At 73.4% G+C, this 13033-nt stretch carries 13 protein-coding genes; 11 read left to right on the top strand and 2 right to left on the bottom strand.

All coding sequences use genetic code 11. From position 1 onward, the window contains the following. The first annotated feature begins 32 nt into the window (after positions 1-32). The 7 genes from ACNKF0_RS16955 (at position 33) to ACNKF0_RS16925 (ending at position 7062) form a co-directional block, all read left to right on the top strand. A complete protein-coding gene (locus tag ACNKF0_RS16955) occupies positions 33-1340 on the top strand; it encodes a cytochrome P450 (RefSeq protein WP_416954018.1) in 1308 nt (435 codons plus the stop codon). A 120-nt stretch (positions 1341-1460) separates the two neighbouring features. Then, positions 1461-1838 (top strand): response regulator, encoded by a 378-nt coding sequence (locus ACNKF0_RS16950; RefSeq protein WP_299925236.1) that lies wholly within the window; start codon positions 1461-1463, stop codon positions 1836-1838. After that, positions 1835-2956 (top strand): adenylate/guanylate cyclase domain-containing protein, encoded by a 1122-nt coding sequence (locus ACNKF0_RS16945; protein ID WP_416954016.1) that lies wholly within the window; start codon positions 1835-1837, stop codon positions 2954-2956. Before ACNKF0_RS16950 ends, ACNKF0_RS16945 begins: the two co-directional genes overlap by 4 nt. Positions 2957-2960: 4 nt before the next feature. Then, the gene (locus tag ACNKF0_RS16940; protein WP_416954014.1) at positions 2961-4535 is read left to right on the top strand and encodes a peptide ligase PGM1-related protein; all 1575 of its coding nucleotides are present in this window, start codon (positions 2961-2963) and stop codon (positions 4533-4535) included. Further along, complete coding sequence (locus tag ACNKF0_RS16935) at positions 4532-5146, top strand: histone deacetylase (RefSeq protein WP_416954012.1); 615 nt, start codon at positions 4532-4534, stop codon at positions 5144-5146. Before ACNKF0_RS16940 ends, ACNKF0_RS16935 begins: the two co-directional genes overlap by 4 nt. A 25-nt stretch (positions 5147-5171) precedes the next feature. After that, complete coding sequence (locus ACNKF0_RS16930) at positions 5172-6230, top strand: family 43 glycosylhydrolase (RefSeq protein WP_416954010.1); 1059 nt, start codon at positions 5172-5174, stop codon at positions 6228-6230. Between the two features lie 25 nt (positions 6231-6255). Next, the gene (locus ACNKF0_RS16925) at positions 6256-7062 is read left to right on the top strand and encodes a thioesterase family protein (RefSeq protein ID WP_416954008.1); all 807 of its coding nucleotides are present in this window, start codon (positions 6256-6258) and stop codon (positions 7060-7062) included. 2 nt (positions 7063-7064) lie between these two features. On the opposite strand, the gene ACNKF0_RS16920 is transcribed toward ACNKF0_RS16925, so the two are convergent. Beyond that, positions 7065-8171, bottom strand: coding sequence for a hypothetical protein (locus tag ACNKF0_RS16920; protein ID WP_416954006.1), 1107 nt, complete (start codon positions 8169-8171; stop codon positions 7065-7067). 57 nt (positions 8172-8228) lie between these two features. Between ACNKF0_RS16920 and ACNKF0_RS16915 the strand changes: the two genes are divergently transcribed. From ACNKF0_RS16915 to ACNKF0_RS16900, 4 genes are read left to right on the top strand one after another with little or no spacing between them, the layout of a single operon-like run. Beyond that, the gene (locus ACNKF0_RS16915) at positions 8229-8528 is read left to right on the top strand and encodes a hypothetical protein (protein ID WP_416954004.1); all 300 of its coding nucleotides are present in this window, start codon (positions 8229-8231) and stop codon (positions 8526-8528) included. A gap of 5 nt (positions 8529-8533) precedes the next feature. Beyond that, entirely contained in the window at positions 8534-9445 is a 912-nt protein-coding gene (gene mshB / locus ACNKF0_RS16910) for an N-acetyl-1-D-myo-inositol-2-amino-2-deoxy-alpha-D-glucopyranoside deacetylase (RefSeq protein WP_416954002.1), read from the top strand. A gap of 10 nt (positions 9446-9455) precedes the next feature. Beyond that, complete coding sequence (locus tag ACNKF0_RS16905; RefSeq protein ID WP_416954000.1) at positions 9456-9830, top strand: hypothetical protein; 375 nt, start codon at positions 9456-9458, stop codon at positions 9828-9830. Between the two features lie 9 nt (positions 9831-9839). Next, positions 9840-11591: a VanW family protein gene (locus ACNKF0_RS16900; protein ID WP_416953998.1), complete on the top strand. Its 1752-nt coding sequence runs from the start codon at positions 9840-9842 to the stop codon at positions 11589-11591. Between the two features lie 5 nt (positions 11592-11596). Here ACNKF0_RS16900 and aspS read toward each other — a convergent pair whose 3' ends face one another. Beyond that, on the bottom strand, positions 11597-12865 hold the full coding sequence (aspS, locus tag ACNKF0_RS16895) for an aspartate--tRNA(Asn) ligase (protein WP_416953996.1): 1269 nt from the start codon (positions 12863-12865) through the stop codon (positions 11597-11599). Positions 12866-13033: the final 168 nt, after the last annotated feature.

Genomic DNA, 13033 nt, shown 5'->3' with positions numbered 1-13033 from the left:
GCCGCCAGCCTAGGCAGCACTACCCTCGGGTCATGGCGGCGCCCACCAGTGAGATCAGGTCGGCGGTGCACTGGGGCGTCGCGCACGGCCTGCCGACGCTGTTCCTGCGTCGCGCGGCTGCGCGGGGCGACCTGCAGGCCCGGCTCATCCGGCTCGGCGCGACCGGCTCCGACGAGGTGTTCGACCTCGTCGAGGAGATCCGGTCGCACGGCCCGCTCTACCGCTCCCGCATCGGCCACGTCACCACCAGCCACGCCGTCGTACGCCACGTGCTGACCAGCGACGACTTCCGCACCGGGCTGCCGACCGCGCAGGGTCCGCTCGGTCGGGTCTCCCGGTGGGCCGCGCCGAGCACGCTCCACCCGGTCGAGCCGCCGTCGCTGCTGGTGACCGAGCCGCCCGACCACACCCGCTACCGCAAGCTCGTCACCCGCGTCTTCACCATGCGGGCGGTGGAGCGGCTGCGCGAGCGGACCGAGGAGATCGCCGCCGACCTGCTCGACTCGCTGGAGGCGCAGGCGTCCGGCCCCGTGGACCTCGTCGAGACCTACTGCTCGGTGCTGCCGGTCACCGTCATCGCCGAGATCCTCGGGGTGCCCGAGCAGGAGCGGGGCCAGGTGCTCGACTTCGGCTCGGCCGCCGCGCCGAGCCTCGACCTCGGGCTGGGCTTCCGGCGCTACCGGTCCGTCGCGCGGGCGCTCGCGCAGTTCGACGCCTGGCTCGGCCGGCACCTCGAGACGCTGCGCCGGACGCCGGGCGACGACCTGCTCAGCCAGCTCGTCGCCGTCCGCGAGGAGGGCCGCGGGCTCGACGAGACCGAGCTGAAGGCGACGGCCGGGCTGGTCCTGGCCGCCGGCTTCGAGACGACCGTCAACCTCCTCGGCAACGGCATCGCGCTGCTGCACGACCACCCCGACGAGCGGGCCCGCGTGAGCGCCGACCCGTCGTTGTGGCCCAACGTCGTGGAGGAGGCGCTGCGGCTCGACCCGCCCGTGCTGCTCACCGGCCGCATGGCGGTCCGCGACACGGAGGTCGCGGGTCGGGCTGTGCGCGGCGGGTCGATGGTCACCGCGATCCTCGGCGGTGCCAACCGCGACCCCGACGTCTTCGCCGACCCGCTGCGCTTCGACGTGGCCCGCCCCAACGCGCGCGACCACATCTCCTTCTCCGCCGGTCGCCACCACTGCCTCGGCGCCCAGCTCGCGCGGATGGAGGGCGAGGTCGGGCTGCGGGCGATCTGGGAACGCTTCCCCGACCTGCGGCTCGAGCCCGGTGCCCGCCGCCGCGAGACCCGCATCCTGCGCGGCTTCGAGACGCTGCCGGTCACGCTGCGACCCTGAGGGACTGAGCCGCCCTTCCCCCAATTCAGGGCTTGCCGGTGCCGCACCGCGGGAGCACACTCGACAAGCGGGGGCTGCAGGGACGGTGCCATGGAACAAGGCCCGAGGCGGTGGTGTGTCGTGAGCCCCAAGGTCCTGGTGGTCGAGGACAACGCGCTCAACCTCAAGCTGGTGCGCGACGTCCTCGAGCACGCCGGCTACGACGTGGCAGCGGCGGCCACGGGCGAGCTGGGGGTGGCGTCCGCGGCGAGCGAGCCGCCCGACCTCGTGCTGCTCGACCTGCAGCTGCCGGGCATCGACGGCCACGAGACGCTGCGCCGCCTGCGTGACGGCGTCCTGCCCGACGGCGTGCCCGTCGTCGCCGTGACCGCCCTGGCGATGGCCGAGGACCGCGACCGGGCACGGAGCGCGGGGTTCGACGGCTACCTGGAGAAGCCGATCAGCCCGCGGTCGCTCCCCGGGCACGTGGAGCGCTTCCTGGCCGGAGGAGGGTCGTGACCGGCCAGGTCCTGCCCCGCCGGACCGTGCTCGCGGTCGACGACCAGCCGACGAACCTCCGCCTCCTCGACGCAGTGCTCTCGCCGCGGGGCTTCGAGGTCCTGTCGGCCTCGAGCGGGCCGGAGGCGCTCGACCTGCTCGCGTCGACCGCCGTCGACGTCGTCCTGCTCGACGTGCAGATGCCCGGCATGGACGGGTGCGAGGTCTGCCGCCGGATCCGGCAGGACCCCCGCACCGAGTTCCTCCCGGTCGTGATGATCACCGCTGGTGGCGGCGCGCAGCGGCTCGAGGGGCTCGAGGCCGGCGCCGACGACTTCATCACCAAGCCCTTCGACCAGTCCGAGCTGCTGGCGCGGGTCCGGTCGCTCGCACGGATCAAGGGCTACCACGACACCGTCCGCCGCCAGGCGGCCGAGATCGCCACCTGGAACCGCGAGCTCGAGGACCGGGTGGCCGCCCAGGTCGAGGAGATCGAGCGCATGGGCCGGCTGCGCCGCTTCCTGTCGCCGCAGCTGGCCGACGTCGTCGTCAACGACGAGGGACTCCTGGCCAGCCACCGCCGCGAGATCGTCGTGGTCTTCTGCGACTTCCGCGGCTTCACCTCCTTCGCCGAGGCCTCGGAGCCCGAGGAGGTGATGCACGTGCTCGGCGAGTTCCACCTGGCGCTCGGGGCGCGGATCGAGGAGCACGGCGGGACGCTGGAGCGGTTCACCGGTGACGGCGTGATGGTCTTCTTCAACGACCCCGTCCCCGTGCCCGAGCCGGCCGGGGCGGCGATCGCGATGTCGCTCGCGGTGCGGGAGGACGTACGACGTCTCGCGTCCGGCTGGGCGCGCCGAGGGCACGACCTGTCGCTCGGGGTGGGTGTGGCGCAAGGGTTCGCCACGCTCGGTCGGATCGGATATCCCGGTCGCTCGGACTACGCGGCCATCGGCAGCGTCACCAACCTCGCGGCCCGGCTCTGCTCCGACGCCGGTCCGTGGCAGGTGCTGGTGACCGACCGCGTGCTGGCGCACGTCGAGGAGCGGGTCGCGGCCGACGTGGTCGGCGACGTGCAGCCCAAGGGCTTCAGCCGGCCCGTGCGGGTCCACGACGTGCTGGAGACGACCGGGAGGTAGGCGGATGGACACGGTGGCGGGCGCTGCGACGACCCTGGCGGACCTGGACGAGGAGCAGCGCTACGCCGCCTTCGACGACCTGCAGCAGCACCTGCCGCAGGTGTGGGACGCCATGCGGACCGACCGGCCCGGGGAGTCGGCGGTCGTCGTGCCGTCGATCAGCCTCGAGAGCTCGACGGCGACGAGCGGGACGTTGATGCAGGCGATGGAGGAGCGTGCGCTGTTCCAGCTGCTGCTCCTGCGGCAGCCGATGCTGACCCTCGTCTACGTCACCTCCTCGCCCATCGCCGACGAGATCGTCGACTACTACCTCGCCCTGCTGCCCGGCGTCATCCCCAGCAACGCGCGCCGGCGGCTGCGACTGGTGTCGGTCGGCGACGCGTCGGTGCGGCCGCTGAGCCAGAAGGTGCTCGACCGGCCGCGGGTGCTGCACCGCATCCGCGACCTGGTCCCCGACCGGTCGGTCAGCCACCTGATCCCCTACACGACGACCGAGCTCGAGCGCGACGTCGCGATCAGCCTCGGCATCCCGATGTACGGGTCGGACCCGCGGCTGGCGTCGCTCGGCAGCAAGTCCGGGTGCCGCCGGCTGTTCGCGGAGGCCGGCGTCCGCGCGCCCGCCGGGGCCGAGGGCCTCCGCACGGTGGACGACCTCGTGTCCGCGACGAGGCGGATGCGGGCCGCGCTGCCGTCCCTGGCGGAGGTCATCGTGAAGATCAACGAGGGCGTGTCCGGGTCGGGCAACGCGCTCGTCGACGTCAGCGGGCTGCCCGCCCCCGGCGACCCCGACGAGGAGCCCGCCGTGCGCGACCGCATCGGCGAGCTGCGGCCCGAGGCGGCGGACCTGGCCGTGAGCGAGTTCCTCGCCGGCTTCGAGCGCCTCGGCGGCGTGGTCGAGGAGCGGATCACCGGGACGGCGCTCACCAGCCCGAGCGTCCAGATGCGGGTGCTGCCCGATCGGTCCGTCGAGCTCCTGTCGACCCACGACCAGCTGCTCGGGGGAGCGAGCGGGCAGAAGTACCTCGGCTGCGTGTTCCCCGCCGACCCGGCGTACTCCCGCCTGATCTCCGAGCCGGCCATGGTCGTCGGGCGCGACCTCGCCGCGCGCGGCGTGCTGGGGCGCTTCGCCGTCGACTTCGTCACCGTCCGCGACGGCGTCGGCGACTGGACCGCCCACGCGATCGAGCTCAACCTCCGCAAGGGCGGCACCACGCACCCCTTCCTCACCCTGCAGTTCCTCGTCGGAGGGGAGTACGACGGCGGCGCCGGGCTCTACCGGGACGCGTCCGGCACCCCCAAGTTCCTGGTCGCGACCGACCACCTCGAGGACGACCGGCTCAAGGCGCTCACCCCGCGCGACGTGTTCGACGTCGTGGTGCGCAAGCGGCTGCACTTCGACCACTCCCGCAAGACGGGTGTGGTGTTCCACATGCTCAGCTGCGTCACCGAGTGCGGCAGGCTCGGCATGACGGCGATCGGAGACAGCCCCGAGCAGGCCTGGCAGACCTACCAGGACGCCACGGAGGCACTGCTCGAGGAGGCCACGCTGGCCCTCGTGCCGGGGACCATGGCCACGTGACCGACCCCGGGACCCCCGTCTGGTACGCCGCCTACGGGACGAACCTGTCTCCGGCGCGGCTGGGCTGCTACCTCTCCGGCGGGCGGCCTCCGGGAGCCGCCCGCGACTACGACGGGTGTCGCGACCCGTCCCCGCCCCGAGCCCATCGGCCCGTCCAGCTGCCCGGTCGCCTGTCCTTCGCGGGGGAGTCGGGGGTGTGGGGAGGCGGGATGGCGTTCTTCGTCCCCGGTGGTGACGGCGTCGTCCACGCGCGTGCCTACCTGCTGGGCCTCGACCAGCTCGGCGACCTCGTCGCGCAGGAGGCGCGGCGACCGGTGGGCGCGGACCTGGTCCTCGCCGCCGACGGCCGGCCGACCCGCCACGGGCTCTCCCGCACCTACGACGTCCTGCTCGACCTGGGCGAGCTCGACGGGCACCGCCTCCTCACCCTCACCGGCACGCGCGTCCCGACGGCCGCCGCGCCGTCGGCGGCGTACGTCCGCACGATGCTCGAGGGCCTGACGGACGGGTTCGGGCTGGACGCCGACGCCCGCGCCGGCTACCTGGCGGCCGCCGACGGGGTCGCGCCCCGCTGGAGCATCGAGGCACTGCGCCGGATGTTGCCCGCGTGAACCGACGCCGGGGTAGGTTCCCCCGGTGCCGAACCGAGGAGCAGCGCGCCTGCTCGTGCTGCTGCTCGCCGCGTCCCTGCTGTCGCTGGCCCGTCCCGCGTCCGCCGCGCCCGCCGAGGAGTGGGTGCCGCGCCCGGTGCTCAACGTCGACTTCCCCGATCCGGCGGTCGTCGCCGCGCCCGGCGGGCTGGTCGCCTACGCCACCGGTGACCTGGTGCCGCACGCCTGGTCGCGCAAGGCCGACGGCCCGTGGCGGCGCGGACCCGGCCTGCTGACCCACAAGCCGTCCTGGTCGCGCCAGGGCGGGGTGTGGGCGGTCGACGTGGCGCGGGTCCGCGGCCGCTGGCTCCTCTACTACGCCACCCCGGTCAAGGGGATGGGCGAGCACGGCCGCTGCATCGGGGTAGCCCGCTCGCGCGCCGCCCGCGGCCCGTTCCGGCCCGTGGGGAGCGCCCCGCTCGTGTGCCCGTCGTACGCCAGCACGCCGACCGCGCAGGACCCGTTGCTGCCGCGCGACCCGACGCTGCCGCGCGCCGGGGTGATCGACCCGTCCTTCTTCCGCGACGCCGACGGGTCGTCGTACCTGCTCTACAAGACCGACCGGATCCCGTCCAGCGTCCGCCTCGTCGCCCTGACCCGCGACGGGCAGTCGGTGAGGCCCGGGGCGACGAGCCTCGAGCTGATGCGCTCCGAGGGCGTCCTGGAGAACCCCGTGCTCACCCTGCGGCCTGAGGGCTACGTGCTCCTGTCCTCCGAAGGCGACTGGACGCGCTGCGGCTACGCGACGACCTGGCGCCGCTCGACCGCCCTGCTCGATTGGACGGCGGCCGTGGGCGGGGTGTTCCTGGACACGACGACCACCGGCCTGTGCGGGCCGGGGGGCGCCGACCTGGTCGAGCGGCGCGACGGCGAGCTGACGATGTTCCTGCACGGCTGGACCTGCCGCGGCACCGCGCTCCCGTGCTCCGGGACCGGGAAGTGGGACCACAAGCCGCGACAGCGCGGGCGACGGGCGCTGTACGCCGCCGAGCTGGGCTGGCTCGACGGTGTGCCGCAGGTCACCAGGTGGCTCCGCGCGCGCTGAGGTGAGCCGGACCTAGGCTCGGAGGATGGCCTCCGAGTGGGACACCCACACCTCCCTGACCGCGGCCGGCGACGGCCTCTTCGGCGCCGACCTCGACCCCGGCTGGGTGGTCGGGGGCGGTGTCAACGGCGGCTACCTCCTCGGGGTCGTCGGCCGGGCGGTCGCCGAGGCCGTCCCGGCCAAGCCGCACCCGCTCACGGTCAGCGCCTACTACCTCTCCGCCTCCCGCCCCGGTCCCGCCCAGGTCTCCACCCGCGTGCTCCGCGAGGGCGGCTCGGTCGCGACCGTGGCTGCCGAGCTCGGCCAGGAGGGCGACACCCGCATCACCGCCCTCGCGACCTACGGTGACCTGCGGTCGATGCCGTCCGACGTGGCCACCACGGCCGAGGAGCCGACCCTGCCGCCGATCGAGGAGTGCGTCGCGGCCTCCCTCGCGCCCGACGACGTACGCCGGACTGCGCCGCTGCTCGAGCGCTTCGACATGCGCATCGACCCCGCCTGCGTCGGGTGGGCGATGGGCGCGCCGAGCGGCAACGGCCACATCCAGGCGTGGTTCCGGATGGCCGACGGCCACGACGTCGACCCGGTCGGCCTGCTGATGGTGTGCGACGCCCTGCCGCCGGTCACCTTCGACCTCGGTCGTCCGGGCTGGGCGCCGACCCTCGAGCTCACCGTCCACGTCCGGGCCGTCCCGGCACCCGGCTGGCTCAAGGTCTCCCACCGCACCCGCAACGTCGCCGGCGGGATGTTCGAGGAGGACTGCGAGGTCTGGGACTCCGCGGGCCGGCTCGTCGCGCAGAGCCGCCAGCTGGCGATGCAGCCGCGCTCCTGACCTCAGTCGAAGAAGCGCCGGTCCATCGACACGATCCAGCGCCGGCGCGGGTGCTCGGTGAGCGACCAGATCCGGTCGGTGGAGGGCCAGTAGGTCAGGTCCTCGGGGCCCATCGGCAGTGCCCAGCGTCGCTCGCGCATCGAGCCGGGCCGGCCGGCGAACACGCTGCCCGGCATCCACGGACCGTGCGACACCGTGACGTGGTAGCGGCCTCCGGCCAGGACGGCACCCTGCATCTGCCTGACCCCGCCCTCGTCGATCGCCAGCGGTCGGGAGAAGCCGTCGTCGCCCGAGGCGAGCTGCCACGTCGCCGGGTCGAGCTCGTAGCGGGCGAGCCGCGTCGTGGCGTCGGGGTCGAGGGCGTACTCACCCGCCAGCAGCGCCGGCGGCTCGGAGCGCCGGTCGAGCGACATGAAGGAGTAGCGCAGCTTCTCGTGCCCCTCGTCGGCGAAGGCCTGGTAGGTGAAGCGCACGGGCAGGACGTAGCGGTGGCCGTAGGAGTAGAGGGACGAGCCCTCGATGCCGAAGCGGTCCGGGTGGTCGTCGTCCCCGGCCACCCGCATGATGTCGTCGACGCGCGCGGTCACGAAGCCGCGTCCGGTCGCCGCGACGTGGAGGTAGGGGCCGGCCCACACGATGCCGCCGGCGTGGATCTTCATCGGCCGCAGGGTGAGGCGGCCGGTCGTGTCGAAGACCGGCGAGACCAGCAGGACGTGGCGGTACTTCCCGGAGTCGAGGTCGACGAAGGTCACCCGCGAGCCGCGCTTCACGCCGTCCCGGCCGGTGGAGTACCACGTCGTCACCACCACCCGTCGACCCCCGATGTCCTCGGTGTCGGAGGAGTCGGCGCTGGTCGAGATGCCCTGGGGGTACCACTGCTCGTCGCGCTCGTCGTAGTCGTCCCAGCGGTAGGCCTCGCGCACGGCCCGGCCGAGCAGCCGGGGCACGACCCGGGCCCGCCGGACGTCGTACTTGAGGTCGCCCAGCAGCCCGTCGAGCCCGGTCGGTTCGCCGAGCACCGAGGCGAGGGCCGCGATCTCGCGGACGTTCTCGTCGGTGCGGCGCAGGTGCACCCCTTGGACGTACGGCGACTCCGAGGCGGTGGTCATCCCACGACACTAGCCAGCCGCGTCGGTGGAGACCCGGCCCGATGGAGAATGACCCCCGTGAGGGCGATCTTCTTCGACGAGGACGACGCGCGGGCGGTCGTCGACCGGCTCCGCGCGGACGGCTTCGAGGCACACGTCGAGCGCGAGCGGCTGGCGGGCGAGGACGACGACGAGGACCACCCGTGGGCGGTCCTCAGCGACGCCCCGGCGTTCATGCTCGAGGTCCTCGTCGACACGCACGACGGCTGGCTCGACGAGGACGACGGCGCCGAGCCACCTCGGGAACAGGGCGCCCCCTCGCCGCCGTTGCACCTGCCGACCGCGCCCAAGCGCATCAAGCGCCCAGACCTAGGCTGACACCCATGACGCACCGTCCCGACCGCCGCATGCTCCTCGTCCACGCCCACCCCGACGACGAGTGCATCAACAACGGCGCCACCATGGCGCGCTACGTCGACGACGGCGTCGGCGTCACGCTCGTCACCTGCACCGCCGGAGAGATGGGGGAGGTGCTCGTGCCCGAGCTGTCCTACCTCGCCTACGAGGACAAGGGCGGGCTCGGCGAGCACCGCCGCGGCGAGCTCGACGAGGCGATGAAGGTCGTCGGCGTCACCGACCACCGCTTCCTGGGCGGCTTCGGCCGCTTCCACGACTCGGGCATGGCCTGGCACGAGGAGGGCCACGCGATCGCGGCCGAGGAGATCCCCGACAACGCCTTCTGGAACGCCGACCTCACCGAGGCCGCCGACGAGCTGGTGAAGGTGATCCGCGAGGTGCGCCCGCAGGTGCTCGTCACCTACGACCAGTTCGGCGGCTACGGCCACCCCGACCACATCCAGGCCCACCGGGTCGCGATGTACGCCGCCCAGCTGGCGGCCGTGCCGTCCTACCGGCTCGAGCTCGGCGAGCCGCACGACGTCGCGAAGATCTACTGGACCGCGATGAGCGAGTCGCGCATGCGGGAGAGCCTGCGCCAGCTCCGCGAGTCCGGTGACACCGAGACGTTCGCGGGGATGGAGCCCGACGGGAAGCTGCCGCCGTTCGTGACCCCCGACGAGCTCATCAGCGCCCGCGTCGACGGCGCCGCGACCGTCCAGCGCAAGATGGACGCCCTGGCCAAGCACGCCACCCAGGTCGAGCAGGACGGCCACTTCTTCGCCGGCGCCGAGAGCGGCCACTCGTGGTGGTCCGACGAGTACTACCGCCTGGCCAAGGGCACCCCCGGCGCGGCCGGTGCGGACGGGTTCGAGGAGGACCTGTTCGCGGGTCTGTGAGGGCGGCCCGGTGAGAGCGGGGCTCGGGCTGGCGGCCCTCGTCGTCGGGCTGGTGTCCGGCGCCGCGGGCACGCTCGTGCACCAGCGTTGGTGGGGCCTCGCCCTGGCCCTCGGTGCCGCGCTCGCCACGCTCGCCTGGCTGCCTGCAGGGGGTGTGAGGCTGGCGTTCGCGGCGGGCTGGTGCGTGCCCGTGCTGCGGGGCGCCCTGGAGCGTCCGGGAGGTGGCTTCCTGATCGGCGGCGACGCGGTCGGGTGGTCGTTCCTGGCCGGCTCGGTGGTGCTGCTGGTGGCGGCGGTGACGACCGCGGCAACGGGACGTCGTACGCCCGGGGTGGACGACCGGGGGCGCGCCGACGATCCGGGAGTTCGGGGTCTGCCCTCCTAGACTCGCCGCGTGCCGAAGAACCAGACCAGTGACGCGCAGCCCCGCGAGAAGGCGGGCGCCAAGGTCGTGCTGTGGCTGCTCCTCGGGCTCGTGGTGCTGTTCGGCGGGCTCTACGTCGCCGCGCACTACGTCGCCGGCGACAAGGTCCCGCGCAACACGACCGTGGCCGGTGTCCGCATCGGCGGGCACCCCCAGGACGAGGCCGCCGAGCGGCTCCGTGCGGGGCTCGCCGACCGCGTCGCGCGCGACATCGCGACCACCGTCGACGGCGAGGAGGTGGCCGTCGATCCCGCCCAGGCCGGCCTCTCGGTCGACTACGAGGCGTCCGTCGCCGAGGCCGGCGGCGAGGAGAGCTGGGACCCGGTCCGGCTCTGGAGCTACTTCACCGGCGGAGAGTCCTCCGAGGCGGAGGTCGAGGTCGACGAGCCCACCTTCAACGCCTTCCTGGCCGGCCTCGACGAGCAGCACGGCGCCACTGCGCGCGACGGGGCGATCGCCTTCGCCGGCGCACGCATCGAGACCACCGACCCGCGCCCCGGCCGGGCGCTCGACCCGAGCGACACCCTGACGGCCCTCGAGGGCGCGTTCCTGGAGGAGTCGCCCGAGGTCGTGGCCCTCGAGATGGCCGAGGTGCAGCCCGCGATCGACGGCTCCGACGTGCAGGAGGCGCTCGACCAGTTCGCGTCCCCAGCGGTCGCCGCCCCAGTGACGCTCACCTTCGAGGGCTCGGACGTCAAGGTGTTCCCAGCCGACTACACGGCCGCCCTCTCGCTGGTCCCGACCGACGGCGAGCTGGTGCCCACGCTCGATGCCGCGAAGCTGTCGGAGGTCGTCGACAGCCGGGTCACCCAGGGCGCTCCCGTCGACGCCACGGTCGCGCTGGTCGGGGGCCGTCCGCAGGTCGTGCCGGCCAAGCCGGGTGTGACCTTCGACCCGGCCGAGCTCGAGGCCGGCTTCCTCGGCGTCGTGGCCCAGCCGCAGGGCGAGCGGACCCTCGCCCTGACCGCCCAGGTCGCCAAGCCGGACTTCACCACCAAGGAGGCCCGCGACCTGCGGGTCCGCGAAGAGGTCTCGACCTTCACGACCTACTTCCCCTACGCGGAGTACCGCAACGTCAACATCGGACGCGCCGCGGAGATCGTCGATGGCACCCTGCTCAAGCCCGGGGAGACCTTCTCCCTCAACGACACCGTCGGTGAGCGCACCGAGGCCAACGGCTTCACCAAGGGCTACGTCATCAACGACGGGATCCTCGTGCAGGACCTCGGTGGCGGCGTCTCGCAGATGGCCACGACGCTGTTCAACGGCATGTTCTTCGCCGGCCTCGAGGACGTCGAGCACAAGCCGCACTCGTTCTACATCGACCGCTACCCGATCGGGCGCGAGGCGACCGTCGCGTGGGGTGCCGTCGACCTGCGGTTCCGCAACGACACCCCCTACGGCGTGCTCATCGACACCTCGTTCACGAACTCGACGCCGTCGTCGTCCGGTGCGGTGACCGTGACGATGTACTCCACCAAGTGGTGGGACATCACGACCAGCACCGGCGAGCGCCACAACCTCACCCAGCCCGAGACCCGGCGCATCGACTCGCTGACCTGCCACCCCAACGAGGGCTTCGGTGGGTTCGACATCGACGTGGTGCGCTACTTCGAGCCGGTCGGCGAGAACACCGAGGACCGCACGGACGAGGTGTTCAGCACCACCTACACCCCCAGCGACACGGTGATCTGCACCAACCCCGACGCCGTCGACGAATAACCCACCTACGGCGTCAGCCGGTGGAGGTCGCGCGGGAAGAGCGTCACCTCGCGGACGTTCGCGGCCTCGACCAGCCGCGCGACCCAGCGCTCCAACCCGATCGCGAACCCGCCGTGCGGCGGCATCCCGTGGCGGAACGCCTGCAGGTAGGAGTCGTACGCAGCCGGGTCCTCGCCGCGCGCCCGGAGCGCGTGCTCGTAGTCCGAGGGACGGTGCAGCCGCTGGCCACCGGTCACGAGCTCCAGGCCCCGGAAGAGCAGGTCGAAGCTGTGGGAGCACTGCTCGTCGCCGGGCCACGGGTGCGTGTAGAACGGCCGCTTCGCCATCGGGTAGCCCTCGACTGCCACGAAGTCGCTGCCGTGCTCGGCGAGCGCCCACGCGCCGAGCGCGCGCTCGTGCTCCGGTGCCAGGTCGGGCTCGTCGGCAGGGGCCCCGACGAGCGCCAGCGCGTCGCGGAAGTGGATGACCGGGATCTCCTCGGGCACGACCGGCAGCCGTGCGCCGGTTCGGTCGACGGCGGCCGCCTCGGTCGCCACCGCTGCGACCATCCCGGCCAGCACCGAGCGCAGCACCGCCAGCACGTCGCGATGGTCCTCGATGAAGCCGAGCTCGACGTCGAGCGAGCGGTACTCGGCCAGGTGGCGCACCGTGTCGTGCGGCTCGGCGCGGAAGACCGGCCCGACCTCGTAGACGCGCTCGAAGACGCCGACCAGCTGCTGCTTGTAGAACTGCGGGCTCTGGGCGAGGTACGCCGGTCGTCCGAACCAGTCGACCGGGAACACGTTCGCGCCCGACTCCGTCGCCGTACCCACGACCTTGGGCGTGGCCACCTCGGTGAAGCCCAGTCCGTCGAGGGTGGACCGGAAGCCGCGCAGCGATGCGGCGGCGAGCTCCCAGCGAGCGCGCTGGGCCTGGTGGCGCCACAGCACCGGGGCGTGGTCGAGCAGCGTGGGCAGCGACACGTCGAGGCCCGGTCGCCACAGCTCGGCCGGCGGTGTCACCGCCTCCTCGGTCAACGCCACCACGGTGGCGTCGGTGACCTCGGTGCCGCCGGGCGCCTGCTCGTTGGCGGTCACCGTGCCGGTGACCCGCACGGTCGTCTCCTCGGACGGCACCGCGGTGCCCGCGGGCAGGACGACCTGCGCCAGCCCGCTCCGGTCGCGCAGGACGAGGAAGGTGACGCGGGAGAGGTGCCGGCGCCGGTGCACCCAGCCCTCGAGGGTGACCTCCTCGCCGGGGGTCGAGGCGGGCAGGTCGTGGCAGAGCGTTCGCATGGGTCCTCCAGTGGGTGTCGGCCCTGGAGGTGTGGGCGGGGGCAAGATCGCGGTGCCACCACACCTTCGCCGGCGGCCCCGGAGGGTGCCGGCCTCTCGTCGGTGACGCCGGACGCGCGGACGGCCGCTGCTCTGCTGCGCAGGGGGTTCGTCAGGCCCCGCGGTCGT

The organism is Nocardioides sp. T5, assembly GCF_048161455.1.
Lineage (GTDB): Bacteria > Actinomycetota > Actinomycetes > Propionibacteriales > Nocardioidaceae > Nocardioides.
Note: the sequence above shows the minus strand (reverse complement) of the source record. Positions and strands in the feature narration are given on the sequence as shown.

Coding starts and splice junctions, on each gene's coding strand:
- ACNKF0_RS16925 (WP_416954008.1), top strand. CDS start 6,256: ATGGCCTCCGAGTGGGACACCCACACCTCCCTGACCGCGGCCGGCGAC.
- aspS (WP_416953996.1), bottom strand. CDS start 12,865: ATGCGAACGCTCTGCCACGACCTGCCCGCCTCGACCCCCGGCGAGGAG.
- ACNKF0_RS16955 (WP_416954018.1), top strand. CDS start 33: ATGGCGGCGCCCACCAGTGAGATCAGGTCGGCGGTGCACTGGGGCGTC.
- mshB (WP_416954002.1), top strand. CDS start 8,534: ATGACGCACCGTCCCGACCGCCGCATGCTCCTCGTCCACGCCCACCCC.
- ACNKF0_RS16940 (WP_416954014.1), top strand. CDS start 2,961: ATGGACACGGTGGCGGGCGCTGCGACGACCCTGGCGGACCTGGACGAG.
- ACNKF0_RS16920 (WP_416954006.1), bottom strand. CDS start 8,171: ATGACCACCGCCTCGGAGTCGCCGTACGTCCAAGGGGTGCACCTGCGC.